The 23,112-nt window shown below is 72.6% G+C and carries 24 protein-coding genes and 1 tRNA gene; 7 read left to right on the top strand and 18 right to left on the bottom strand.

Going from position 1 to position 23,112, the window contains the following annotated elements:
* Positions 1-38 precede the first annotated feature (38 nt).
* Positions 39-926, top strand: a complete 888-nt coding sequence (locus BM085_RS26910; protein WP_093889686.1) for an RNA polymerase sigma-70 factor — start codon at positions 39-41, stop codon at positions 924-926.
* 70 nt (positions 927-996) lie between these two features.
* Here the strand turns inward: BM085_RS26910 and BM085_RS26905 are convergent, their stop codons facing one another.
* The 5 genes from BM085_RS26905 to BM085_RS26885 form a co-directional block, all read right to left on the bottom strand.
* Positions 997-1,839 (bottom strand): alanyl-tRNA editing protein, encoded by an 843-nt coding sequence (locus tag BM085_RS26905; RefSeq protein WP_093889685.1) that lies wholly within the window; start codon positions 1,837-1,839, stop codon positions 997-999.
* A 68-nt stretch (positions 1,840-1,907) separates the two neighbouring features.
* The gene (locus BM085_RS26900; protein ID WP_093889684.1) at positions 1,908-3,137 is read right to left on the bottom strand and encodes a CynX/NimT family MFS transporter; all 1,230 of its coding nucleotides are present in this window, start codon (positions 3,135-3,137) and stop codon (positions 1,908-1,910) included.
* Between the two features lie 193 nt (positions 3,138-3,330).
* Positions 3,331-4,026: an SRPBCC family protein gene (locus tag BM085_RS26895; RefSeq protein ID WP_093889683.1), complete on the bottom strand. Its 696-nt coding sequence runs from the start codon at positions 4,024-4,026 to the stop codon at positions 3,331-3,333.
* 60 nt (positions 4,027-4,086) lie between these two features.
* A complete protein-coding gene (locus tag BM085_RS26890; RefSeq protein WP_086576010.1) occupies positions 4,087-4,467 on the bottom strand; it encodes a hypothetical protein in 381 nt (126 codons plus the stop codon).
* Positions 4,464-4,826, bottom strand: a complete 363-nt coding sequence (locus BM085_RS26885; RefSeq protein ID WP_093889682.1) for a hypothetical protein — start codon at positions 4,824-4,826, stop codon at positions 4,464-4,466. Before BM085_RS26885 ends, BM085_RS26890 begins: the two co-directional genes overlap by 4 nt.
* Before the next feature lie 86 nt (positions 4,827-4,912).
* Between BM085_RS26885 and BM085_RS26880 the strand changes: the two genes are divergently transcribed.
* Entirely contained in the window at positions 4,913-5,407 is a 495-nt protein-coding gene (locus BM085_RS26880) for a 2-thiouracil desulfurase family protein (RefSeq protein ID WP_093889681.1), read from the top strand.
* On the opposite strand, the gene BM085_RS26875 is transcribed toward BM085_RS26880, so the two are convergent.
* Positions 5,404-6,036, bottom strand: a complete 633-nt coding sequence (locus BM085_RS26875; RefSeq protein ID WP_143121084.1) for a hypothetical protein — start codon at positions 6,034-6,036, stop codon at positions 5,404-5,406. The genes BM085_RS26880 and BM085_RS26875 overlap by 4 nt on opposite strands.
* A 50-nt stretch (positions 6,037-6,086) precedes the next feature.
* Here BM085_RS26875 and BM085_RS26870 point away from each other — a divergent pair, with 50 nt between their 5' ends.
* Both BM085_RS26870 and BM085_RS26865 read left to right on the top strand, forming a co-directional pair.
* A complete protein-coding gene (locus BM085_RS26870) occupies positions 6,087-6,764 on the top strand; it encodes a response regulator transcription factor (protein WP_093889679.1) in 678 nt (225 codons plus the stop codon).
* Complete coding sequence (locus BM085_RS26865; RefSeq protein ID WP_093889678.1) at positions 6,761-8,101, top strand: HAMP domain-containing sensor histidine kinase; 1,341 nt, start codon at positions 6,761-6,763, stop codon at positions 8,099-8,101. Before BM085_RS26870 ends, BM085_RS26865 begins: the two co-directional genes overlap by 4 nt.
* A gap of 10 nt (positions 8,102-8,111) precedes the next feature.
* On the opposite strand, the gene BM085_RS26860 is transcribed toward BM085_RS26865, so the two are convergent.
* The gene (locus BM085_RS26860; RefSeq protein WP_093889677.1) at positions 8,112-8,561 is read right to left on the bottom strand and encodes a hypothetical protein; all 450 of its coding nucleotides are present in this window, start codon (positions 8,559-8,561) and stop codon (positions 8,112-8,114) included.
* Positions 8,562-8,623: 62 nt separating this feature from the next.
* On the opposite strand from BM085_RS26860, the gene BM085_RS26855 reads away from it, so the two are divergent.
* A complete protein-coding gene (locus BM085_RS26855; RefSeq protein WP_093889676.1) occupies positions 8,624-9,604 on the top strand; it encodes a helix-turn-helix transcriptional regulator in 981 nt (326 codons plus the stop codon).
* Here BM085_RS26855 and BM085_RS46920 read toward each other — a convergent pair.
* From BM085_RS46920 to BM085_RS26840, 3 genes are all read right to left on the bottom strand, one after another.
* Positions 9,586-12,840 carry an AfsR/SARP family transcriptional regulator gene (locus tag BM085_RS46920; RefSeq protein ID WP_281249870.1) on the bottom strand — a complete coding sequence of 1,085 codons (3,255 nt, stop codon included), beginning with the start codon at positions 12,838-12,840 and terminating at the stop codon, positions 9,586-9,588. The genes BM085_RS26855 and BM085_RS46920 overlap by 19 nt on opposite strands.
* Positions 12,841-12,996: 156 nt before the next feature.
* The gene (locus BM085_RS26845; RefSeq protein WP_093889675.1) at positions 12,997-13,644 is read right to left on the bottom strand and encodes an FMN-binding negative transcriptional regulator; all 648 of its coding nucleotides are present in this window, start codon (positions 13,642-13,644) and stop codon (positions 12,997-12,999) included.
* A 41-nt stretch (positions 13,645-13,685) separates the two neighbouring features.
* Positions 13,686-14,522, bottom strand: coding sequence for a DMT family transporter (locus BM085_RS26840; protein WP_093889674.1), 837 nt, complete (start codon positions 14,520-14,522; stop codon positions 13,686-13,688).
* 115 nt (positions 14,523-14,637) lie between these two features.
* Between BM085_RS26840 and BM085_RS26835 the strand changes: the two genes are divergently transcribed.
* Positions 14,638-15,234 (top strand): helix-turn-helix domain-containing protein, encoded by a 597-nt coding sequence (locus BM085_RS26835; RefSeq protein WP_093889673.1) that lies wholly within the window; start codon positions 14,638-14,640, stop codon positions 15,232-15,234.
* Between the two features lie 246 nt (positions 15,235-15,480).
* On the opposite strand, the gene BM085_RS26830 is transcribed toward BM085_RS26835, so the two are convergent.
* The 4 genes from BM085_RS26830 to nadD all read right to left on the bottom strand — a co-directional run bounded on the left by BM085_RS26830 (position 15,481) and on the right by nadD (position 17,472).
* Positions 15,481-15,553: transfer RNA gene (locus tag BM085_RS26830), tRNA-Ala, on the bottom strand.
* Between the two features lie 124 nt (positions 15,554-15,677).
* On the bottom strand, positions 15,678-16,310 hold the full coding sequence (locus BM085_RS26825; RefSeq protein WP_093889672.1) for a histidine phosphatase family protein: 633 nt from the start codon (positions 16,308-16,310) through the stop codon (positions 15,678-15,680).
* Positions 16,307-16,714, bottom strand: a complete 408-nt coding sequence (gene rsfS / locus BM085_RS26820) for a ribosome silencing factor (protein ID WP_012893678.1) — start codon at positions 16,712-16,714, stop codon at positions 16,307-16,309. The genes BM085_RS26825 and rsfS overlap by 4 nt, the downstream gene beginning before the upstream one ends.
* Before the next feature lie 137 nt (positions 16,715-16,851).
* The gene (gene nadD / locus BM085_RS26815; RefSeq protein ID WP_177245292.1) at positions 16,852-17,472 is read right to left on the bottom strand and encodes a nicotinate-nucleotide adenylyltransferase; all 621 of its coding nucleotides are present in this window, start codon (positions 17,470-17,472) and stop codon (positions 16,852-16,854) included.
* Between the two features lie 74 nt (positions 17,473-17,546).
* On the opposite strand from nadD, the gene BM085_RS26810 reads away from it, so the two are divergent.
* Entirely contained in the window at positions 17,547-18,572 is a 1,026-nt protein-coding gene (locus BM085_RS26810) for a M48 family metallopeptidase (RefSeq protein ID WP_177245291.1), read from the top strand.
* A 125-nt stretch (positions 18,573-18,697) separates the two neighbouring features.
* On the opposite strand, the gene BM085_RS26805 is transcribed toward BM085_RS26810, so the two are convergent.
* The 4 genes from BM085_RS26805 to BM085_RS26790 form a co-directional block, all read right to left on the bottom strand.
* Positions 18,698-20,482 carry a serine/threonine-protein kinase gene (locus tag BM085_RS26805; RefSeq protein WP_093889671.1) on the bottom strand — a complete coding sequence of 595 codons (1,785 nt, stop codon included), beginning with the start codon at positions 20,480-20,482 and terminating at the stop codon, positions 18,698-18,700.
* A gap of 152 nt (positions 20,483-20,634) precedes the next feature.
* Positions 20,635-21,321, bottom strand: a complete 687-nt coding sequence (locus tag BM085_RS45360; protein WP_218158838.1) for a DoxX family protein — start codon at positions 21,319-21,321, stop codon at positions 20,635-20,637.
* On the bottom strand, positions 21,318-21,509 hold the full coding sequence (locus BM085_RS26795; protein WP_093889670.1) for a hypothetical protein: 192 nt from the start codon (positions 21,507-21,509) through the stop codon (positions 21,318-21,320). The genes BM085_RS45360 and BM085_RS26795 overlap by 4 nt, the downstream gene beginning before the upstream one ends.
* Before the next feature lie 309 nt (positions 21,510-21,818).
* A complete protein-coding gene (locus BM085_RS26790; RefSeq protein ID WP_093889669.1) occupies positions 21,819-23,108 on the bottom strand; it encodes a glutamate-5-semialdehyde dehydrogenase in 1,290 nt (429 codons plus the stop codon).
* Positions 23,109-23,112 lie beyond the last annotated feature (4 nt).

Here is a 23,112-nt window from a genome sequence, read left to right as displayed (position 1 = left end):
ATGTCACGCCAAGGACACCGTGATACGTCTTTACTCCTATGGCCACCGAGCGCTTCGAGGAACACCGAGACCTGCTGACCGCGGTCGCCTACCGCGTCCTGGGCACCGTGACCGACGCCGAGGACGTCGTCCAGGAGGCGTGGCTGCGCTGGTCAGGGGTGGACACGGCCGAGGTCGAGGATGACCGGGCCTACCTGATCAGGGTGACGACCCGGCTCTCCATCGACCGGCTGCGGCGGGTGCGGGCGCAGCGGGAGTCCTACGTCGGGCCGTGGCTGCCCGAGCTGGTCAGCGCCGTGCCCGACGTGGCCGAGCACGCCGAGCTGACCGCCTCGGTCGAGCTGGCGCTGCTGGTGGTGCTGGAGACCCTGTCCCCCCTGGAGCGCGCGGTGTTCGTGCTGAGGGAGGCGTTCGCCCTGCCGTACGCGGAGATCAGCGAGATCATCGGCCGCACCGAGGCGACGGCCCGGCAGCTCGCCCGGCGGGCCAAGCAGCACGTGCGGGAGCGCAGGCCCCGTTTCGAGGTGGACCGCGCCGAGCGGCGCAGGCTGACCGAGCGGTTCATCGGCGCGGCCGCCGGCGGTGACCTGGACGCGCTGACCGCGATGCTCGCCCACGACGTGTCGCTGGTCGGCGATGGCGGCGGGAAGGTCAAGGCCCCCCTCCGGGTCATCACCGGCGGCGAGAAGGTGGCGCGCTTCCTTCTGGCCGCCGCCTCGTCCAGGGGCACGCGCAGGTTCCTGGAGTCGCTGGGCACCGGCCCGACCCCGGACATCGAGACGGCGGTGGCGGACGTCAACGGCGCGCCGGCGGCCGTGGTGACCGTCGGCGGGCGGCCGGTCTCGGTGTTCTCCCTGGTCATCCAGGACGGTCTGGTCCAGACCGTCTTCCTGGTCGCCAACCCGGAGAAGATGTCGCGCCTGTGATGGCACGGATGCCCCCGCCGGATGCGTCGTGACCCATGGGCGCCGGGCGCCGGGCGGCCCGGCGAACGGTCTAGCCGACGGTGGTGTGCATGGTCAGCTCGGAACCGTCGCCGGACAGCTCCAGGGTGGCGGTGACCGAGCCGAGCCGGGAGGTGCGCGACAGGTGCGTGCCGCCGCACGGGATGGCGACCTCGCCCTCGGGCAGGCCGCAGTGCCAGGTGCGGCGGGCGGTCAGCTCGGAGCCGGGGCTGTCGATCCAGACCGGCGCGTCGGCCGCGATCCACTCCTTGAGCCGGTCGTTGACCCGCTGGGCGATCCCCGGCAGGTCCTCGGCGAGCCCCTCGGCGGTGAAGCCCTTGCGGCGCAGGGACTTGCCCAGGCGGTAGACGTCCTGGCTGCCGTCCGGCAGGATCCGCGAGGAGGTGATGGCCGTCTGGTCGAAGTCGGGATGGCCGAGCCCGTCTGCCGGGATCTCCTTGCGCCACCGGCCGGCCAGCGCCGCGTTGAGCGCGAGCGCGGTGAGATGGCAGGCGGTGTGCCCGGCCGACAGCGCGCGGCGCCTTGCCTCGTCCACCGCCAGCTCGACCTCCCGGCCCGGCACCGGTCCGTCGGTGACGTGGACGACCAGCCAGTTCCAGCCGGGGGTGCCCCGGCGCACCGGGATGTCCGCACCGAGATGGACGGTCTCCCCGCCCTCCTCCACCGCCCCGGTCACGCAGTCGACGACCGCCAGCCCGCCGATCGTCCCCTCGTCGGCGGGCTGGTCCGGCCAGGTGTGGTCCAGCGGGTGGAACGGGGTCTCGGCCACGATCGTCCCGTACCGGTCCCCCACCGGTACGGCCCCCACGACCGCGGAACGTCCCCGAACCTCACCTGCCGGATAACTGACCAGCGTCGACCCACCGATTTCCATCCCCTCATCATGCCAGTACGGCTTGCGCCGCCCCCGAAGGGACGCAAGCCGTACCGGAAAGGGGGAGGTCAGCCGGCGAGGGCCCGCTCGTCCTCCAGGTAGCGGGAGCGGCCGGCGTACCAGCCGGTCACGAGCTGCACCCCGACCACCGCGAACAGCAGCAGGAAGGGCAGCGTCCAGCCACCGGTCGACTCGTGCATCACACCGACGACCAGGGGGCCGGCGCCCGCGATGAGGTATCCGGTGCTCTGCCCGAAGGCGGACAGCGCGGCGGTGGCCTCCGGAGTGCGGGTACGCAGGGCGAGCATGGTCAGCGCGAGCGGGAAGGACCCCATCCCGATGCCGACCAGCACCGCGAACGCCCATGCCAGACCCACCGGGCCCAGCCAGAGGCCGAGGAAGCCGACCGTGTAGAAGGCCACGAACGCCGCCACCACGGGCCGCTGGTCGGAGAACTTCGAGGCGATCCAGGGCACGACCATCGAGACCGGGATGCCGATCGCGGTGAAGACGCCCAGCACCAGCCCGGCCTGCCCGGTGGTGTAGCCGCCGTCGGTGAGGATCTTCGGCAGGAAGCCGAACATGATGTAGGCCACCATGCTCTGCGTGCCGAAGTACGCGGCGACCGACCAGGCGAGCTTGCTCCGGACCAGGGCCCGGGGCCCGAGATCGCTGCTGCCCGTGTCCCGCTCCGGCTCACTGCGCAACAGCGCAAGCCACGGAATGGCGGCGACAGCGGCCAGCGCCGCCCACACCCCGAGGGCAACGTGCCAGTTGCCGTCGGCGGCCCGCTCGATCGGCACCGTGGCGGCGGCCGCGAGCATCGTGCCCACCGCGAGGGCGGTGGTGTAGACGGTGGTCATGGTCCCGGCCCTGCCCGGGAAGTGGCGCTTGATCAGGGTGGGGATGAGCACGTTGCCCACCGCGCCCCCGGACAGCGCCAGGGCGCTGCTGAACAGGAACACGCCCGCCGAACCCACCATCGCGCGGATCAGCAGGCCCGCGCCGAGGGTGATCAGGGCGAGCAGCAGCAGCCGGTGCTCACCGATCCTCCTGGCCAGCGCCGGCGTCACCGCGCCGACCGAGGCGAAGATGAGCACGGGTAGTGTGGTGAGGAGCCCGACCCCCACCCCGGACATCCCCAGACCGGATGAGATGTGGTCGAGGACCGGTCCCACGCTCGTGACGGCGGTGCGCAGGTTCAGCGCGGCGAGGACGATTCCCGCCACAAGCAACCAGGCCAGGGATCCCGTCGTTCCACCGGTGCGGCCCCGGGTCTCCTGGGTGAGCACGGTCATGGGGGGCTCAGTCCTCCTCCAATTGATTCACCCAATCGTAGGATGATTGGCTGACTGCAACTGTAACAGGAGTGAAACATCACTTTGTTCCTGTCTCCCGGAACTCTGACAACGTGAAAGCCGGGCCACGCCCCCCTTTACAGAGCGTGACCCGGCTTTCCCACGTGTCAGAGGCGAGCCTCGGACACGGGCCTCAGATGCGCGGCCCGGGAGCCATCGGCGGCTCCTCGCCCGGCCGGCGTCCGGCCGGCGGCAGGGGGCCGCTGCCCGGCGGGGGGAGCGGGGACTCCGGCGGGTACCCGCCGCCGCCGACGGTGCGCGGGGGTGCCGGCTCGTCGAAGCCGTAGCCGCCCGCCGGACCGCCGGTGGGACGGTCCTCCAGGTTCAGGCCTCCGCCGCCCGCGCCCGGTCCGTAGTCGCCCGTGCCGCGGTCCTGCGGGCCGGGCACGTCGCCGCGCCAGGCGCCGGTCTCGCCGCCGCGCGACTCGATGAACGTCTTGAAGCGCTCCAGGTCGCCGCGGACGCGCAGGCGGACGATCTGCAGCCAGTCACCGACGGTCTCGACGAAGCCCTCCGGGTCGTACTCCATCTGGAGGGTGACCCGCGTGGTCTCCGGGTTGAGGTGGTGGAAGGTCACCACGCCGGCCTGGTGCGGGCGCTCGACGGACTTCCAGGCGACCCGCTCGTCGGGGTGCTGCTCGGTGATGTCGGCTTCGAACTCGCGGCGGACCCCCGCGATCTCGACGACCCACGCCGTACGGGTGTCGCTCAGTTGCTTGACCGACTCGACGCCTTCCATGAACTCGGGAAAGCTCTCGAACTGGGTCCACTGGTTGTAGGCCGTCCGGATCGGGACGTTCACATCGACGGACTGTTCGATCGTGCTCACAACTCTGCCTCCCTCTTGTGGGTTCGGGGAGCAGACCTGCCCGAGGGGATCGGACCCTAACTACCTGCGGCGCAAAAGCCAGTAGAGGCCGAGGATCGGAAGCAGGAGCGGGATGAACACGTAGCCGCTGCCGTAGCCCGACCAGACCGTGGCGCGCGGGAACGCCTCGGGGTCCGCCATGCTCAGGGTGCCGACGATGAGCACCCCCGCCAGCTCGATGCCGCAGGCGGCCAGCGCCAGCCGCCGGTCGCCCCGGGCCAGCGCCACGGTGAGCACGACGTAGACCGCCGCGGCGAAGGCCGACAGCGAGTAGGCCAGCGGGGCCTCGTCGAAGCGCGTCGCGATCTGCACGGCGGCACGCGCCCCGGCGGCCAGGGCGAACACCCCGTAGACCGCCACCAGCGCGCGCCCCGGCCCGCTGCCGATGGCCGGTTCGCTCATGCCGTCCCCTGCCAGACCTGCAGCAGCCTCCCGACCATGACGCAGACGGCGAAGCCCCCCACCGCGATCACGATCGCCCCCCAGCGCGAGCGCTCGGCGAGCCCCAGGAACGCCGCGGCGGGCGGGATCACCAGGGTGCCGGCGAGATAGCCGATGAGGGTGGCCGTCTCGTCCGGCCCTTCGCCCCCGACCATCCCGGCGATCACGAACCCGGCCTGGACGAGCAGCGCGGCCTCCAGCACCCCGAGCGCGACGAGCAGGACGGTCCCCATCGCCCGGTTCCGTGCGGCGGTCACGATCGCGGCCACGACGATCACCAGCGACAGCACGATCACGCCGGTCGCGAGCGGGCCGATCATCGATACATCACAGGGGCAAGGGACATGAGCAGTAGGGTACTGCCCGGTCCCGCCGCCCTCCCTCCCGCGCCGCATAGTCTGGAGCCGTGGAGAGGATCCTGGTCAGCGCCTGCCTGATGGGGCGGAAGGTCCGTTACGACGGAGCCGCCAAGACGAGCGGCGACGCGCTGCTGGCCACCTGGCGGGAGGAGGGACGGCTGGTCCCGTTCTGCCCGGAGGTCGAGGGAGGGCTGCCCGTCCCCCGCCCGGCCGCCGAGATCGAGGGCGGCGCCGGGGGCGCGGCGGTGCTCGCGGGGACCGCCCGGGTGCTGGCCGCCGACGGGAGCGACGTCACGCGGGAGTTCCTGGCCGGAGCCCATGCGGCCCTGGCCGCCGCCCGTTCCTCCGGCGCCAGGGTGGCGATCCTGAAGGAGGGCAGCCCCTCCTGCGGCAGCCTGACCGTCTACGACGGCACCTTCCGCGGCCGCCGCCTGCCCGGCAGCGGTGTCACCACCGCCCTGCTCGAACTGCACGGCGTCGCGGTGTTCGCCGAGGACCGCGTCGCCGACGCCGGAGTACGGCTGCGCGAGCTGGAGGCTTAGTACTCCCAGGTGTCGGTCCGCTTCTCCGCGCCGACGCAGAAGACCGCCGAGCCGTGCTCGTCCCGGACCAGGTCCACCCGGATCCAGCCGGGAGCCTGGGCCACCTTCGCCTCGAACCCCGCGTTGGGCGCGGCGGCGACCAGGCGGCACGCACCGCCCCCTATGGCGAACGAGACCGAGCCGCCCTTGACGTTCACGACCCGGACGTTGTCGTCGGAGGGCGCCGCGGCGGAGGGGCCGGGCGCGGGAACGGTCGTGAACGGCCGCGGTTCGGCGGTCGCCGGGTCCTGCGAGCGCACCGGGATGTGGACGGGCTCGCGCGGGGCGCGGGTGGCCCTCGGCCGGGGGCTGCTCCGCACGGGCTCGGCCCGGGTGACGCGAGGGGTGGGGGTGGGCCTGTCCGGGGACGCCGAGACGGTCGGCGTGACGACGGCGGGCACCGGCCCGGTGGGCGTCTCCGAGGGGGGCGAGGCGACCCCTGTCCGGCTGATGGCGGCGTTGATCGGCTCGATCCTCGCGTCGTCGAAGACCTCCCTGTGCAACACGTCGCTGACGCCGAACCAGGCGACCGAGATCGCCAGAACCGTGGCTCCACACCACACCGCTATGAAACCAAGCGTTTGACGCATGCGGTGAATTATTACCTCACATGTCTCTTTGTTCACTACGGTTACGTCGCATGGCGACGGTTCTGGTGGTGGAAGACGACGATTACGTACGCTCCGCGATCATCCAGGAACTGAGCAGGCGCCAGCACGCCGTACGCAGCGCGGGACGTGCCCTCGACGCGTTGCGGGAGATCGCCCAGAATCCCCCGGACGCGGTGATCCTCGACCTCGGCCTGCCCGACCTGGACGGATCCGAGGCCCTGAAGATGGTCCGCAGCATCTCCAGCGTCCCGGTCATCGTGGCCACCGCCCGGGACAACGAGGCCGAGATCGTCCGCCTGCTGGAGGCCGGCGCGGACGACTACCTGGTCAAGCCGTTCTCCGGCGACCACCTGAACGCCCGGCTGGACGCCGTGCTGCGCCGGGCCCGGGCCGTGACCCCGCCGTCGGTGCTACGCATCAGCGGGCTCACGGTGGACCTCAACCGGCGTGAGGCCACCGTGAACGGCGTGCCGCTCACGCTGACCCGGCGGGAGTTCGACCTGCTGGCCTACCTCGCCGCCCGCGCCGACCGGGTCGTCTCCCGCAAGGAACTGCTCACCGAGGTCTGGCAGCAGTCCTACGGCGACGACCAGACCATCGACGTCCACCTGTCGTGGCTGCGGCGTAAACTCGGCGAGAGCGCCTCCGCCCCCCGTTACCTGCACACCGTGCGCGGCGTCGGCGTCATGTTGATCACTCCCCTGTGAGGCGGACCCTGGCCCTGCTCGCCGTCGCCGGGGCCTCGATGATCGCTCTGGCCTTCCTGATCCCGCTCGGGCTCATCGTCAAGGAGATCGCTCACGGCCGGGCCATGGCCGAAGCCGAGCGGCAGGCGTCGGCACTGGTCCCGGTGCTGGCCATCACCGTGGATCCGGCCCGCCTGACCCACGCGCTGGTCAGCACCGGCGCGGAAGGCCGGATCGCGGTCCACCTCCCGGACGGCGGCTCGGTGGGCACCGTACGGGCGCCCGACGAGAGCGTGGCCACGGCCTCCCGGCTGAGCCGGGCCGTGACCGGGAGGACCGAGACCGGCTATCTCCTGCTGCGCCCGGTCGTCCTGGACGGCGGGCGGACGGTGGTCATCGAGATCTTCGTACCCGCCCAGGACCTCACCCGGGGCGTCACCAAGTCATGGGCGGTGCTCACCGGGGTCGCGGTGGTGCTCGTCGCCGGTTCGGTGCTGGTCGCCGACCGGCTGGGCGTGCGGGTGGTGCGCTCGACCCAGCGCCTCGGCCGGGCCGCCGGCGCCCTGGGCGCGGGAGATCTCAGCGTCCGCATCGAGCCCGATGGACCACCCGAGCTGGTCTCCGCCGGAGAGGCGTTCAACACCATGGCCGACAGGGTCGTCCAGCTCCTCGCCGCCGAGCGGGAGATGGCCGCCGACCTGTCGCACCGGCTGCGCACCCCGCTCACCGCGCTCCGGCTCAGCCTGGACAACCTGGGCCCGGAGGCCGAGCAGAGCCGCCAGGCCCTGGCCCGCCTGGAGTCCGAGGTGGACCAGATCATCGCGGCGGCCCGGCGACCCTCCCGCGCCCCGAAGTCCGTCTCCTGCGACGCCGCCCACGTGCTGCGCGAGCGGCTGGCCTTCTGGTCCGCCCTGGCCGAGGACCAGCGGCGCCCGTGTGAGCTGGTCGGCGCGTCGGATCCGGTCCCGGTCCCGGTCGCGGCCTCCGAGCTCAGCGCCGTGGTGGACGCGCTGCTCGGCAACGTCTTCCGGCACACCCCCGAGGGCACGGCGTTCACGGTGACCCTGCACCAGGGCTCCGGCACGGTGGGCCTGCTGATCGCCGACGCGGGGCCGGGCATCCCCGACCCCGAGACGGCTCTGCGGCGCGGGGCCAGCGGCTCGGGGTCCACCGGGCTCGGCCTCGACATCGCCCGCCAGCTCGCCGAGTCCTCCGGCGGCACGCTGCGGATCGACTCCTCATCCTTGGGCGGGGCCAGTGTGCAGCTCTGGTTCCGTACCGACCAGCGAGAGCGCACCCCGCGCGGGACCCGGCGGCTGGTCGGCAAGGGCTGGCCGCGCAGGGACACCGCACGCTGAGGCCCCCCGGCTACGCCCTGGCCAGCTCCATGATCCAGTTGGTCTCCCAGGTCTTCTCGCCGTCGACGGAGAAGGCCTGCTCCCAGCGTGCGGAGACAGGCGTGATCTCCGACCAGACGAACCGGGCCCTGACCGGGGTGCCCTCGTGGTCGTCGTCGCCGTAGAACTCTCCGCGCCCGTCGGCGAAACGGCCCACGACCGGCGGGAACAGGGTGCCGGTCCGGCTGCTGGCCCAGTAGAGCGACCACTCCTCACGCTCGACGTCGAACAGCCGCAGGGTGAACCCGGAGAACCCCTTGGTCGGGAAGGTGATCTCGTCGACGTTGGCCGCGCCGCCGAAGACGGGCCGGGCGACGGATGTGGCGGGGAACTCGTCCCACTCGGTGCTACCGGTCAAGGGGCGGACGAGCCGGCGGTTGGTCACGGTCCAGGTGCCGACGAGGAAGTCGAAGTTGTTCACGCCTGAACGCTAGGCGGAGGTCACTGACACCTATTGTCAGTGTTTTTCGGGATAATTCAGATATGCGTGCGAGCCGGCTTCTCTCCCTCCTGATGCTGCTGCAGACCCGGGGCAGGATGACCGCCCAGGAGCTGGCGGCGGAGCTGGAGGTCTCGGTCCGGACCGTCTACCGGGACGTGGAGGCGCTCCACGCGGCCGACGTCCCCCTGTACGGCGACGCCGGCCCCTCGGGCGGCTACCGGCTGCTCGACGGCTACCGCACCCGGCTCACCGGCCTGACCTCGGGCGAGGCGGAGTCACTGTTCCTGGCGGGAATGCCGGGACCCGCCGCCGAGCTGGGCCTGGGGGCGGTGGTGGCGACGGCCCAGCTCAAACTCATGGCCGCCCTCCCCGCCGAGCTCCGGGACCGGGCCGGGCGGATCCGCGAGCGGTTCCACCTCGACGCCCCCACCTGGTACCACGGCGCCGACGAGACCCCGCACCTGGCGGCCGCCGCCGAGGCGGTGTGGGAGGAGCGCCGGCTGGAGATCCGCTACCGCCGCTGGAAAGCCCCCCAGGAGGTGGTCCGCACGCTGGATCCGTACGGGCTGGTGCTCAAGGCGGGCCGCTGGTACCTCATCGCCCGCGGCGGCCAGGACATCCGCACCTACCGGGTCTCCCAGATCCTGGAGCTGCGCGTGCTCCCGCAGTCCTTCGAGCGGCCCGGGGACTTCGACCTCGCCGCCCACTGGAACGGCGCCCTGGAGGAGTTCGAGGCCCGGCTCCACCGGGGGGAGGCCGTCATCCGGCTCTCGCCGGACGGGATGGAGCGCCTGCCCGACATGGGCCGTCCGGCCCTCCTCCGGGCGGCCGAGGCCACCGCGGAGCCTCCCGGCCCGGACGGCTGGACTCAGGTCACGGTCCCCATCGAGTCGCACCGGCACGCCCTGAGCGAATTCCTGCGGTTCGGCCTGGACCTGGAGGTCGTCGCCCCCGTCGAGCTGCGCGACCTCATGGCGGAGACCACCGGATCCCTGGCCCGGCGCTACGGCACATCCGGATGAGCCCCGTGACCGCCCGCGCCCGCCGGAGGCCACGGGCCCGTCCCCGGGACAGACGGGGAGGGCCGCCGGTCCACCGGAGCCCCGGCCAGCGCCAACGCCTCCTCACGGGTCAGGGACACCCCCCGCTCGTAGGCCTTCTCGTAGCCCTCGTCGCCGAGCGCCTCCCGCACGGCGGCCCTCAGCCGGACGACGTCGGCGTCCCCGGCGACCGCCGTCCCGCGTACCGCCGTACCCGCGCCCAGCAGCAGGGCGGCCCGCTCACCGTCGCCCTCCAGCAGCGCGACCCCGGACAGCGCCTCGGTCACCAGCGCCGCCGTGGTCATGTCGCGCTGCCCGGACGCCGCGACCAGCGCCCGTCGGTACCAGGCCAGGGCCGTGGGGGCGTCGCCTCCGGCCTCCGCGGTCAGACCGAGCTCGATCATGATGTGGGTGCGGCTCTCCTCCGCGCCGAACCACCCGGCCGGGCACACGGCCAGCGCCGCCTCCGACAGCCTCCGGGCCTCGTCCGGCTCACCCCGTAGCCGGGCGACGCGGCCCTGCATCTGGCCCGCCCTGGCGAGGACCTCCGACGCCCCCGTCCGGCGGGCGAGCTCGGCCGCCCGCTCGGCGTCGCGGCGCCCTCCCTCGAAGTCGCCCATGCTCGCCCGCACACCCGCGCGCTGGCACAGCCGTTCGGCGATGTCCTCGTCCGCGCCGAGCTCGCGTGCCAGCTCCAGGGCCTCGTCGCACAGCGCCGAGGCCCGTGCGGAGTCACCCCGCCATTCGGCGATCTTGACCAGCTCTCCCAGGGTCAGCACCAGCCCCCACCGCTCCCCTATGGCGCGGAAGCCCGCCAGCCCGGCGGACAGATCGCGTTCGGCCTCGTCCAGCCGTCCGGCGTACAGGGACATGAGCCCCTCGCCGACGAGGTTGAGCGCCTGACTCCACGGATCGGCCCCCAGCAGCCTGCGCCGGCTCTCGGCGACGCCGGGGGACTCCTCGTCGGGGATCCCCGCCACCATCCCCCACAGCATGGTGAGGAAGGGACGCCGAGGTGGCCGCTCGCTCCCGACCATCGCCTCGACGGCGTTCTCCAGATGCACGCCGAACTCGCTGTGGGATCCGCCCGACGCGATGCTCAGGACGCACAGCGCGTACTCCTCCTCCAGCCCGCCCGGAGGTCGCGTACCGATCGCCCTGACGAGCTCCTGGGCACGCGTGGCCCCCTCGGTGCGCAGCCCGCGCAGCCACCAGTAGATCGTCAGGGGCGCGAGCAGCCGGAGCCCCCGCTCCACGTCGAGGGTGTCCGCCGCCCGGCGGAGCGCGACGTGCAGGTTGTCGCGCTCGGCGTCCAGCGACGCGAGCCACTCCAACTGGTCGGCGGTGAGCAGGCGCGGCTCGGCGGCCAGCAGCAGATCGAGGAAGTGGTCGGCGTGCGAGCGCCGGAACCGCTCCACCTCCCCCGCCTCGGCCAGCCGCTCGGCGCAGAACGCCCGGATCGTGTTGAGCATGCGATAGCGGGCCCCGGAGACCTCGATGAGGGACTTGTCCACCAGCCCGGTCAGCAGCTCGACCACCTCGTCGTCGGGCAGCCCGCACACCGCCGCGATCGCCTCCAGACCGGCCCCTCCGGAGAAGACCGTCAGCCGCCGGGCCAGCGTCCGCTCGGTCTCGTCGAGCAGCTCCCAGCTCCACTCCACCACCGCGCGCAGCGTGCGGTGCCTCGGCTGCGCGGTACGGCTGCCGCGCGACAGCAGCCGGAACCTGTCGGCCAGCCTGGTGGCCACCTCGGCCACCGGCAGCGACCGCAGCCGCGCCGCGGCCAGCTCGATCGCCAGCGGCTGCCCGTCGAGGGCCCGGCAGATCCGCAGGACGTCCTCGACGCTCGCCTCGTCGATGGTGAATCCCGGAAGCACGGCCACCGCCCGGTCCGCGAAGAGCCGGACCGCCGGATAGCCGAGCGCCCGCGGCGCCGGCGTGCCCGGAGGCGGCACCGCGAGCGAGGGAAGCGGACACAGGCTCTCGCCGGTGATGCCCAGCGCCTCTCGGCTGGTGGCCAGGATCCGCAGCCGCGGACAGGCCCCGAGCAGGCGCCCGGCCAGCCCGGCGGCGGCCTCCACCAGGTGCTCGCAGTTGTCGAAGACGAGCAGGACCCGCCGGCCGGCGAGCGCGGCGATCATCCGTTCGACGGAGTCGGCCGGCGGCCGGTCGGGCACCGGGGTGAGCCCGGCCTCACGGAGCCCCAGCACGCCGAACACCGCCTGGGGCACCTCGTCCCCCTCGCCCAGCGGCGCGAAGTCGACGAAGTAGACCTCACCCGGCTGCCGCGCCGCCGCCTCCACGGCCAGCCGGGTCTTGCCCGCTCCCCCCGGCCCGGTGAGGGTGACCAGGCGCCCCTCTTCCAGGAGCGTGGCGACCCGCGCCATCTCCCCATCCCGTCCCACGAAACTGGTGAGCTGGGCCGTGAGCGCCTGCCGTACGGCCGGGGAGTCGATCTGGGGAGCGGCCGGGACGGCGGGAAGCGGGTCGCCCCGCAGCACGGCCAGATGCGTCGCGGCCAGCTCGGCCGTGGGCTCGGTGCCGAGCTCCTCGGCGAGGGTCCGCCGGGCCTCCTCGTAGACGGCCAGCGCCTCGGCCTGCCGCCCGCTGCCGTACAGCGCGCGGATGAGCTGCCCTCGCGGCCCCTCCCGGAGCGGGTGCGCGGCCACCAGGTCCCGCAGCTCCGCCACCAGCGTCCGGTGCGCGCCCGCCGCCAGCTCGGCCTCGACGCGTTCCTCGACGACCGCCAGGCGCATCTCCTCCAGGCGTGCGGCCTGGGCGCGCACGGACGGCGCGTCCCCCACATCGGGCAGCGCCGGCCCACGCCAGAGGGCCAGCGCCTCGCGCAGGAGCGTGACGGCGCGCGGCCGGTCACCGGCGGCCAGGGCCCGGCGCCCTTCCAGCGCCAGCCGCTCGAACCGGTGCGCGTCGACGTCCTCCGGCCGCACCGCCAGCCGGTAGCCCGCCGGGTGGAACTCCACCGCGCCGCTGCGCCCCAGCAGCCGGCGGAGCCGGGAGACCTGGGACTGGAGCGCGTTGGCGGCGTTGCCCGGCGGTTCCTCGCCGTAGAGGCCGTCGATCAGCCGTTCGGCGGTGACCACCCGCCCGGCGTCGAACGCCAGCATCGCGAGCAGCGCCCGCACCCGGGCGCCCCCGACGGCGATCGGGTCGCCCGCGGTGTCCCGCACCTCCATCGCGCCGAGCACGCCGACCCACATGGCACCGATTATCGCGCGCGCCGGCCGCCGGTGACCCCGGCCGGGTGCCGCCCGGCCGGTGCGGGGTCGTACGGCCGGCCCGAGTTCGCGAGCCGCCACTCCGGAACCGCGGCGACGGCGGTCACGCTTCTCATGCCGGGTGCGGCGGGTGCGGGGTCAGGACTTCCAGGGGCCGATGCGGTCCAGGCGCCGGCGCTGCTGGTGCGCGGCCGAGGCGTCGAGGCCCTGGCCGCGTTCGGTGAGGTGGTCGGCGACGGCCGCGCGGTGCTCGACGGGCTTGTGGTCGTCGTACTTGAACTTCGCGACGACTCCGGTGACCTGCAGGCGTAGGCCCCGGATGCCCGCCAGCATCCGCCCGTAGGGCGGCCGGCCGACGGTGACTTCGGCGTGGTCGCCGTCGGGCTGGAAGTGCGCGAGCTGGCGGCGCAGCAGTTCGGCCTTGGCCTCGGGGTCGTCGATGACGTGGGCGCGACAGGTGAACTGCACGGCCGCGTAGTAGCTGGTCGGGACCCCGTCGTGTGGCGGAACGTCGGCCGGGGCGCGCCACGGGCCGGGGATGAACGCGTAGTCGCCGATGACGGTGAGGACGACGTCCGGATCCTGGTCGATCGCCTTCCAGACCGGGTTCGGCCGAGCCAGGTGGACCAGCAGATCGGGTCCGTCACCGGTGAAGTGGGTGGGCACGACGACGGGCGGCCGGCCGGGCAGGCCGTTCACGCTGAGCTGCCCGAAGTCGTGGCCTTCGGCGATCCAGGCCTGCCATTCGGCCTCGTCCAGGCTCGCGTCCCAGGGCTGGATGAACATGTCGAACTCCTTTGCGAGGGTGTCGTGCTGTGGTCTTCGGGTCAGGAAAGGGCGAGGAGGCTGACGGCGACGGCGGCGGCGCCCAGCCCGACGAGCTGGCCGCGGCCGATGCGCTCGTGCAGCACGCTGCGGGCGAGCAGGACCGTTCCGGCCGGGTAGAGGGCGGTGATCACCGCGACGACGGACAGGTCGCCACTCCGGGCGGCGAGCAGGAACAGCAGGTTCGCCACCGAGTCCAGCGCACCCGCGGCCGCCGACATCGCGTACGCGGGGCGTTCGGGACCGAGCCTGCGGAACATCAGGGCGGCCGCGGTCAGGGTGACGGCCGAGGAGACCGCCCGGCCCACGATCAGCGGAGCGACCCCGCTGTCGGACGGCGCCTGGTGCAGGAAGACGAGCTGGAGGGCGATCGCGGCGCCCGCGCCGAACGCGAGCAGCAGCGCGGTACGCGAAGGCCGGGCTGAGCGCACGCCGGGTCCAGCGCTGACCAGCACCACGGCCGCCAGCGCGAGGGGCAGCCCGATCAGCCCGGCGGCGGCCAGATGCTCGCCCCGCGACAGGCCCACGCTCACCGGCAGCGCGGCCGAGACCAGCGCGGTGACCGGCGACAGGACGTTCATCGGGCCGATCGCCAGGGTCCGGTAGAGCAGCACGAACGCCGCCGCCGAAGCGACACCCGAGGCGGCGCCCCAGCCGATGGCCCCGGCGCTGAAGGACGCGCCCAGCAGCGGCCACAGCAGCAGCTCGACCACGAGACTGGCCGGAGCCGCGATCATCACCGTGCGCAGCACATGCGCCTTCCGGGCACCCAGCCCGCCGAGGAAATCAGCGCACCCATAGGCCACCGAGCAGCCCAGAGCCAGTACCAGAGCGATCACGACACCTCCCCCAAAAGTACAATGAAACGACTACAATGTATGTCAGAACGACCTCACGGGGCCAATCGAACAACCAGCCGGTACAGCAGACTGTTCCGAATGGGAGGGTGATCGCATGACAGAGCCGACCACGGCCCTGCGGACCGTCGCGAACAACGTCCGGGCCGCCCGCCGGCGCGCCGGCCTGTCCCTGGAAGAACTGGGACGGCGCGCCCAGGTCAGCAAAGGCGCCCTCGTCGCCCTGGAAAAGGCCCAGGGCAACCCCAACCTCGCCACCCTCGTCCGCCTCGCCGACACCCTCGGCGTCTCGGTGTCCGACCTCATGCAGGGACCGCCCGAAGGCCGCGTCCGCATCGTCGCCGCCGACACCGTCGCACCTCTGTGGACCGGGAAGCACGGCAGCGAGGCCCGGCTCATGCTGACGACCCCGACCCCCAGCCCCGTCGAAGTGTGGCGCTGGCGCCTGGAACCCGGCGAGGACTACCCCAGCCACCCCCACCAAGCTGGAGTCGTCGAGACCATCAGCGTCACCTCCGGCCGGATGACCCTCGTCGTCGACGGCGCCGAATACGCCGTCGAGGCCGGGCAGACCGCCACGTTCAACGGCGACGCCCCCCATACCTACCGCGGAGCGGGCACCGAAACCTGCCACCTGATCATGAGCGTCCACCTCCCGCCCGGCCCCGCGCCGGCCCTTGGCCAGGAGTCATGATCAACCCCTCCGCCACCCCACGCACCCGCTGACCGAGCGCCGACGGACCGGCCCGCAGGTCTCGACGGGCGGGCCGGTCAGGTGCTTCATCCGGTCGGGTCGAGCGGCCGGAGCCCGTTCTCCACGCGCGCCGCACGCGCTCCGGCGGCCACACCAACCTGGAGAACGGAAAGATCCCGCCCGATCGAACCGATCGGACGGGATCTCGTCAACCACCTTCAGGCCGTCTCAAGAACGGCCCTGCTGTGGAGCTATGGGGATTCGAACCCCAGACCTCCTCCATGCCATGGAGGCGCGCTACCAGCTGCGCCATAGCCCCTGGTCACCGCTCCGAGTGCTCTCGTTGCGGCGCTTCGGAAGCATATAGGGAGACCCGTACGTTCACCTAATCGACGGCCGTACGGCTCGCGCCCGTCATTTCGGGCGCAAGCCGTGCCGCGGAATCAGTCTTGCGTGACCTCGGGACTGTCGTCGCTCTGGATCGGCTCGGGCAGGGTTCCCGCGTTGTGCTCGAGCAGGCGCCAGCCCTTGCGCCCCTCCTCCAGCACCGACCACGAGCAGTTGCCCAGGCCGCCGAGGGCGGACCAGAGCTCCGGCGGCAGGCCCAGCAGCCTGGAGACGCCGAGCCGGAGCGCCGCCCCGTGGGAGGCGATCACCAGCAGGCCGTCGGGGTCGAGTTCGGCCGCCCAGCGGCGGATCGACGCCGACACCCTTTCCGCGACGTCGGCGACCTCCTCGCCGCCCGGGGCGGTCCAGGCGGCGTACTCACGGGGCCAGCCGGCGAAGATCTCATCACGGGTGAGCCCCTCCCACTCGCCCCCGCCACGCTCGCGCAGGTCCTTGTCCACGGCCACGTCCAGGCCGGTGACCCGGCCCAGCGCCGAGGCGGTGGTCAGGGCCCGCTGAAGGTCCGAAGAGACGATCATGTCGGGGCGGAGGGAGGCGAGCAACGAGGCGGCGCGGACCGCCTGCGCCACGCCGGTCTCGTCCAGCGGTATGTCGCTGTGGCCCTGGAAACGGTGTTCGACGTTCCAGAGCGTCTGGCCATGCCTCAGGCAGACGACACGGCGACTCACTCAGTTACCGCCTCGCGGGCTCGCTGGGCGGCCGCCTGCCGCACGCTGTCCGGCAGGGCGATGGAGGGGCAGTCCTTCCACAGCCGCTCGAGCGCGTAGAAGGTGCGGTCCTCCTCGTGCTGGACATGGACGACGATGTCGATGTAGTCCAGGAGAACCCAGCGGCCCTCACGCTCGCCCTCACGGCGGACGGGCTTGGCGTCGGCCTCGATCCGCAGCCGGTCTTCGATTTCGTCGACGATGGCACGGACCTGACGGTCGTTGGTGGCGGAGCAGAGCAGGAACGCGTCGGTGATGACGAGCTGCTCGCTCACGTCGTAGGCGAGGATGTCATCGGCCAGCTTGTCTGCCGCGGCCTCGGCGGCGAGCCTGACGAGCTGGACGGATCTGTCGGTTGCGGTCACGGTGTCGGTTAGTCCTCCTGTAGTCGGCGCTGTCACCTATCAGGGTGCCCGATCGGGCGCTCGGTGAAGAGACGCCATAGGTACAACGCCTGTCGTGTGCCACCCGATTCCGTGCCGCAGACGAATCAGCGGTCCGATCAGGGGCTCACGTAGCGGTAGAGACCACGCTTGTTGATGTATTGAACGATACCGTCCGGCACGAGATACCAGATGGGCTGTCCCGAGGCGACCCGTTCCCGGCACTCCGAGGACGAGATGGACAGCGCCGGGATCTCCACCAGGCTGACCTTTCCCTTCGGCAGCCCCGGGTCGTGCAGGATGTGGCCGGGCCGGGTGGCTCCGACGAAGTGGGCGATGGTGAACAGCTCCTCGACGTCACGCCAGCTCAGGATCTGGGCGAGGGCGTCGGCTCCGGTGATGAAGTACAGCTCGACGTCCGGGCCCCAGGCGGCGGCGATCTCCCGCAGCGTGTCGATGGTGAAGGTCGGGCCGGGACGGTCGATGTCCACCCGGCTCACCGAGAAGCGCGGGTTGGAGGCGGTCGCGATGACCGTCATCAGATAGCGGTCCTCAGGCGCGGAGACCGTCTTGTCGGCCTTCTGCCATGGACGCCCGGTCGGGACGAAGACCACTTCGTCGAGGTCGAAGTGGTGGGCGACCTCGCTGGCGGCGACCAGGTGACCGTGGTGGATCGGGTCGAAGGTGCCGCCCATGACGCCCAGACGTCGCTTGCCCCGGCCGGTAGGCGCGTTCATCATGCAACGGACCATACGCGTAAGCCATGCACGGCTTTTAGCCACCCCCCGCGCGTGCCACGCGCCCCCGACGTAGCATGCCGGACATGACCACCACCCCGGATCGCAACCGCGTGCAGCTTCCCGGAATCAGCTCGCGTGCCTACGAACATCCCGCTGACCGGTCCGCGCTGGTCGCTCTGCGCTCGCTCAGCGGGTTCGACACGGTGCTCAAGCAGATGTCCGGACTGGTCAGCGAGCGCCGCCTGCGCCTGATCTACCTCGCCTCGGCCGTGCGCACCAGCGACACCCAGTTCCGTGCGCTGCACGACATGGGCCGTGACGCCGCCTACACACTCGATCTTCACCGCATCCCCGAGGTCTACGTCCAGCAGAGCCCGCTGGTCCAGGCCAAGGCGATCGGCTTCGACGACCCGTTCATCGTCGTCAGCACCGGCCTGCTCGACCTGATGGACGAGGAGGAGCAGCGCTTCGTCATCGGCCACGAGACCGCGCACATCCTCTCGGGCCACGCGGTCTACCGCACCATGCTGGACATCCTCACCCGCCTGGCCACCCGGGTGGCCTGGATCCCGCTCGGCTACATCGGCCTGCGCGCGATCGTCGCGGGCCTGGAGGAGTGGCACCGCAAGTCCGAGCTCTCCGCCGACCGCGGCGGCCTGCTCTGCGGCCAGGACACCGACGCCGCGCTGCGCGCGCTGATGAAGCTCGCCGGCGGATCGCGCCTGCACGAGATGAACATCGAGGCGTTCCTCGACCAGGCACGCGAGTACGACACGGCGGGCGACGTCCGTGACGGCCTGCTCAAGGTCCTCAACCTGCTCGGCACCACCCACCCGTTCGCGGTCTCCCGGGTCGCCGAGCTGGACAAGTGGCGCCGCGGCGGCGAGTACGAAACGATCATCGGCGGCGAATACCCCCGCCGGGCCGACGACTCCAACGCCAGGGTCTCCGAGGAGATCAAGGCCGCCGCCCGCTCCTACCGCGAGTCGTGGTCGCAGTCCCAGGACCCCTTCATCGGCGTCCTGCGTGACGTGGCCGAGGGCGCGGTCAACGCCGGAGAGCGCATCTTCAACCGCTTCTCCCGCCGCGACGGCAACTAGACAGAGCCCGGGAAAAGGTCCAGAAGCTCACCTTCTGGACCTTCCTGCCGGAGGATCCGTCCCGCCGGAGGATCCGTCAACGGAAACCACCGGTCCGCCGACGGGGCACCCCTGCCCTCCGGCCCTCAGACCAGCAGGGCGACCACCCGCACGGCCGCCGCGCACAGTGCGACGAACCCGCCCAGTACGGCCAGCGCCCGCAGTCCCTCCTTGCGGAGTTCGGGGATCACGGAGCTGATCCGCTCGACCTCACGGCCGATTATCCCACCGCAGACCACGCCGAACACGATGCCGGCGACCGCGACGGGAGCGGGGCGCAGCCACCACTCCGGCGGCAGCGAGGCGCCGAGGACCAGCCACAGCACGAAGCCCGCGAGGGCCGCGGCGGGCAGCCCCGGCCAGGCCAGCGCGGTCAGCAGCGACACCACGAAGGTCGGCGGGAACCCCACGACCCGCAGGAGGCCCCGCACTCTGGCCGACTTGCGATTCCTGACCAGCCAGCGCCCGGCCCAGATCGTGCGGGCCAGGACGGCGAAGAGCCCGGTGACGGCGAAGGTGGCCAGCGGCCAGATCACCGTGGCCACCACGCACGGTACGGCCAGCACGGCCAGCAGGAGCAGCGCGCCGCTCCCCGCGGGCAACGGCCCCGCCCTGCCGCCGATCGCGCTCTCCGCGGCCTGCGCGCCGTCCGCCTGTCGTCCCTTGGCCGTCCTCCGGACCGGTTTGCGCCCCGTCCCCCCGGACGCCGGCCGGGATCCCCGGAACGTCTCGCCCGTCCCGGAGACCGGACGCCCGCCACGACTGGCTCCGTCGCCGCCCGCGGCCGGACGGGCGGCACGTGCGGTCCCGTCCGCCCCGGCGACCGGCCGGTCGGCCCGTGACGGCTCGCCGGTGACGGCAGCCGGACGGCCTCCGCGCGACGTCCCCTCCCCGCTCGGGGCCGGCCGTGCCCCGCGATCGGGCTCGCCCGCCCGGGAGGCCGTCCGGCCGCTCCGCGGGGACTCCTCCACCTTGGCCCCGGACCTGGCCCGCGGCTCCGGCTTCCTCGGCGCGGCGGCACCGGTCTTCTCCCCACCCTGCCCGGCCGCCCTCGACGGCGCCCGCTCGGGAGAGGTGGCGCGGGCGAGACGGGCGAGACGGGCGGCGAGGAGGGCCGCGGTGGGGCGTTTCGCCGCCTCGCGGTGGAGAGCGGCGCGGATCAGGGGCAGCAGCGCCGCGGGGATGCCCGCGAGGTCGGCCTGGCCGTTGAGGATGGCGTACATCTGTGACTCGACCGTACCCCGGCCGAAGGTGGGGCGTCCGGTCGCGGCGAAGGCCACCGTGGCCGCCCAGGCGTGCACGTCGGCGGGCTCGCCCACCGGCTCGTCCACGAACAGCTCGGGGGCGGCGTAGCTCGGGGTGCCGAGGAAGGTGCCGGTCAGGGTGAGCCGGGTGGCGTCCAGGACCTGGGCGATGCCGAAGTCGATCAGGATAGGCTCGTCCTCGGCGTTGACGAGCACGTTGGCGGGCTTGAGGTCGCGGTGGACGACCCCGGCCGCGTGGATGATCGACAGCGCGGCGGCCAGGCCCTGGGCGAGGGTGACCAGGCTGCTCCCCTTGAGCGGGCCGCCGCGCCGTACCCGATCGAGGAGGGTGTCTCCCTCGATGTGCTCCATGACCAGATAGGGCCGCTCACAGGCGAGGTCGGCGTCGACGACACGGGCGACGTAGGGGCTCTCGACCCTGCGGAGGGCGCGGACCTCGCGCTCGAGCCGTATTCGGGCCTCCGAGTCGGCGTCGACGACCTCGTGGAGCATCTTGAGCGCGACGCTCTCGCCCCGGCGGTTGGTGGCGCGGTAGACCTCGCCCATGCCACCCCGGCCAAGGCGTTCCGCCAGCGTGTAGGGGCCGACGCGCCCGGGACGACCCACGTGACCTCCTGCATCGGCCACATGGGTCCAAGACCGCTGTGCCTATCGGGTCGCCCGCTTCCGCGTGCTTCCCTGCCCTCCAGCCATAGGAGACAACACCATAGCGGGCAGGTGCGACGAATGTCCGGAGGCGCGCCGTACCCGGTGGAAGATCAGCGTGGCGGGGGCTCGGCGCCCGGCGGCTCGGGACGGGGGCCGGGCGGCGGGGCCGTGGCCGGTGGCTGCTCGGTGGCCGGCGGCTGCGGCCGCTCCGCCACAGACGGGGCCGGCGGGGCCGTGGCCGGTGGCTGCGGCTGCTCGGTGACCGGCGGGGCCGGCGGGGCCGTGGCCGGTGGCTGCGGCTGTTCCGTGGCCGGCGAGATCCGCGGCAGGGGTTCGGCCGCGATCGGCGGGACGTACGCCGGAGTGTTCTCGCTCTCCCGGCGGCGGTCCCTGCGGCGGCCGAAGATCAGGTGGTCCAGGCTGATCCGGCCCGCTCCCCCGGCGGCCAGCAGCAGCGCGGCCGAGCCCAGGGCCCCCACCAGCTCAAACCCGCCCTCCGACACGAACACGCCCTTGCGCATGTGCGCGAAGATGAACGCGCCGAGCATGTCCACGGCGATCAGGAGACCGACGAGCGGGGTCAGCAGGCCCAGGATGAGCAGGATTCCCCCGCCGAACTCGACGACGATGGAGAACGCCGCGGCCACCCGGGCCATGGGAATCCCCATCGAGGTGAACCCGGCGGCCGCGGCGTCGAGACCCCCGTCGCTGAGCTTCTGCCACCCATGGGCGATGAGGACCACGCCGAGGACGATCCGCGCGATCAGCGCGGCCAGATCGTAAAGGGACCGTCTCATGACTGGTGCGCACGCTCAGCGGCCGAGTTCACCAGCAGGCTGTCCAGCTCGGCCGTGGGCTCGGCCGACAGGTTCCGGCGGCCGGTGCGCCGCCAGTTCACATGTCCCCGGCGCTCCAGCCACAGCATCATCCGGTCGAGACCGAACAACACCAGGACGACAAACAGGAACGCGACTACGATTTCCATGAAGTCCAGTCAAACCGTAAGCAGCCGCGATTACATGGAGCGACACGCCACTACATTGGGTGACGAATGAGGCGCTGGACCAGGCCGTCGGCGAAACGCCGGAGCACCGGCCTCACCAACGCCCCCTGCCCCGGCAGCCGCCCTCGGACCGCGACCGCCCTCGGATCACGGCCCCACCCCCACGGCGGCGGCTCCAGCGTAACGCCGGCCCGGTGGTCTCGCACGGGAATGCCTTCCCGCGGCCCGCAGGCGGAGTGCCGGAGCGTCGGAGACGATCCCCCCTTCCCGGGTGACCTTCCGGCCCGTCTCCTACCTGTCGCCGGCCGCGCACGAGGCGATGACCGTGCCCGCGCCGGTGCGCAGATGCCCCTCGCCGGTGTAGACCCACTTGGTGGAGGTCAGCTCGGGCAGGCCCATGGGACCGCGCGCGTGCAGCTTCTGGGTGGAGATGCCGATCTCCGCGCCGAAGCCGAACTCGCCGCCGTCGGTGAACCTGGTCGAGGCGTTGACCGCCACGGCCGCGGAGTCGACCAGCGCGACGAACCTGCGGGACGCGCTGACGGAGCGGGTGACGATCGCGTCGGTGTGGCCCGAGCCGTACTTCCTGATGTGCGCGACCGCCTCCTCCAGCGAGTCGACCACGGCGGCGGCGATGTCCAGCGAGAGATACTCGGCGCCGAAGTCCTCCTCGCCGGCCGGCACCACGTCACCGTAGGCCGCGATCCGGTCGTCGCCGTGCACCGTCACCCCCTCCGCGGCCAGCGCGGCCAGCGCGCGCGGCACGAAGGCGTCGGCCACGGCCGCGTGGACCAGGAACGTCTCCGCGGCGTTGCACACCGAGGGCCGCTGCACCTTGGAGTTGAGCAGGATCGCGATCGCCAGATCCTGGTCGGCTTCGGCGTCGATGTAGACGTGGCAGTTGCCCACGCCGGTCTCGATGACCGGGACCGTCGACTCCTCCACCACCGAGTTGATCAGCGAGGCCCCGCCGCGCGGGATCAGCACGTCCACCAGGCCGCGGGCCCGCATGAGCTCCTTGACCGACTCGCGGGTCAGGCCGGGGACCAGTTGCACGGCTCCCGCCGGGACCTCGGTGCCCGCCAGCGCGTCCTGCATGATCCTGACGAGGACCGTGTTCGACTCGTAGGCGCTGGAGGAGCCGCGCAGCAGGGTGGCGTTGCCGCTCTTCAGGCAGAGCGCGGCGGCGTCGACGGTCACGTTGGGACGGCCCTCGTAGATGATGCCGATCACACCGAGCGGCACCCGGAGCTGGCGCAGCTCCAGCCCGTTGGGCAGCGTGTTGCCCCGGATCACCTCACCCACCGGGTCGGGCAGGTCGGCGACCTGGCGGACCGCCTCCGCGACGGCCTCGACACGGGCCACGTCGAGCCGGAGCCGGTCGATCATGTATTCGGAGAGGCCGCCCTCTCGGGCCCGCTCCACATCGAGCGCGTTGGCCGCGACGATCTCGGCGGCCCGGGACACCAGCGCGTCGGCGATCACGCGGAGCGCGGCGTCCTTCGGTGCCCGCGGCAGCGGGGCCAGCTCGGCGGCGGCCTCTTTAGCCGCCAGGGCTACCTTCAGGAAGTCCTCGGACATCTCG

Source organism: Streptosporangium canum, from assembly GCF_900113865.1.
Taxonomy (GTDB): Bacteria; Actinomycetota; Actinomycetes; order Streptosporangiales; family Streptosporangiaceae; genus Streptosporangium; species Streptosporangium canum.
The sequence above is the reverse complement of the archived record's forward strand: the minus strand, read 5'-3'. Positions and strand labels throughout refer to the sequence as shown.

Bases quoted from the DNA above. Each gene is read 5' to 3' on its own strand.
- BM085_RS26910 (WP_093889686.1), top strand. From the start codon at position 39: ATGGCCACCGAGCGCTTCGAGGAACACCGAGACCTGCTGACCGCGGTC.
- BM085_RS26905 (WP_093889685.1), bottom strand. From the start codon at position 1,839: ATGGAAATCGGTGGGTCGACGCTGGTCAGTTATCCGGCAGGTGAGGTT.
- BM085_RS26900 (WP_093889684.1), bottom strand. From the start codon at position 3,137: ATGACCGTGCTCACCCAGGAGACCCGGGGCCGCACCGGTGGAACGACG.
- BM085_RS26890 (WP_086576010.1), bottom strand. From the start codon at position 4,467: ATGAGCGAACCGGCCATCGGCAGCGGGCCGGGGCGCGCGCTGGTGGCG.
- BM085_RS26885 (WP_093889682.1), bottom strand. From the start codon at position 4,826: ATGATCGGCCCGCTCGCGACCGGCGTGATCGTGCTGTCGCTGGTGATC.
- BM085_RS26875 (WP_143121084.1), bottom strand. From the start codon at position 6,036: ATGCGTCAAACGCTTGGTTTCATAGCGGTGTGGTGTGGAGCCACGGTT.
- BM085_RS26870 (WP_093889679.1), top strand. From the start codon at position 6,087: ATGGCGACGGTTCTGGTGGTGGAAGACGACGATTACGTACGCTCCGCG.
- BM085_RS26855 (WP_093889676.1), top strand. From the start codon at position 8,624: ATGCGTGCGAGCCGGCTTCTCTCCCTCCTGATGCTGCTGCAGACCCGG.
- BM085_RS46920 (WP_281249870.1), bottom strand. From the start codon at position 12,840: ATGTGGGTCGGCGTGCTCGGCGCGATGGAGGTGCGGGACACCGCGGGC.
- BM085_RS26845 (WP_093889675.1), bottom strand. From the start codon at position 13,644: ATGTTCATCCAGCCCTGGGACGCGAGCCTGGACGAGGCCGAATGGCAG.
- BM085_RS26835 (WP_093889673.1), top strand. From the start codon at position 14,638: ATGACAGAGCCGACCACGGCCCTGCGGACCGTCGCGAACAACGTCCGG.
- nadD (WP_177245292.1), bottom strand. From the start codon at position 17,472: ATGATGAACGCGCCTACCGGCCGGGGCAAGCGACGTCTGGGCGTCATG.
- BM085_RS26810 (WP_177245291.1), top strand. From the start codon at position 17,547: ATGCCGGACATGACCACCACCCCGGATCGCAACCGCGTGCAGCTTCCC.
- BM085_RS45360 (WP_218158838.1), bottom strand. From the start codon at position 21,321: ATGAGACGGTCCCTTTACGATCTGGCCGCGCTGATCGCGCGGATCGTC.
- BM085_RS26795 (WP_093889670.1), bottom strand. From the start codon at position 21,509: ATGGAAATCGTAGTCGCGTTCCTGTTTGTCGTCCTGGTGTTGTTCGGT.
- BM085_RS26790 (WP_093889669.1), bottom strand. From the start codon at position 23,108: ATGTCCGAGGACTTCCTGAAGGTAGCCCTGGCGGCTAAAGAGGCCGCC.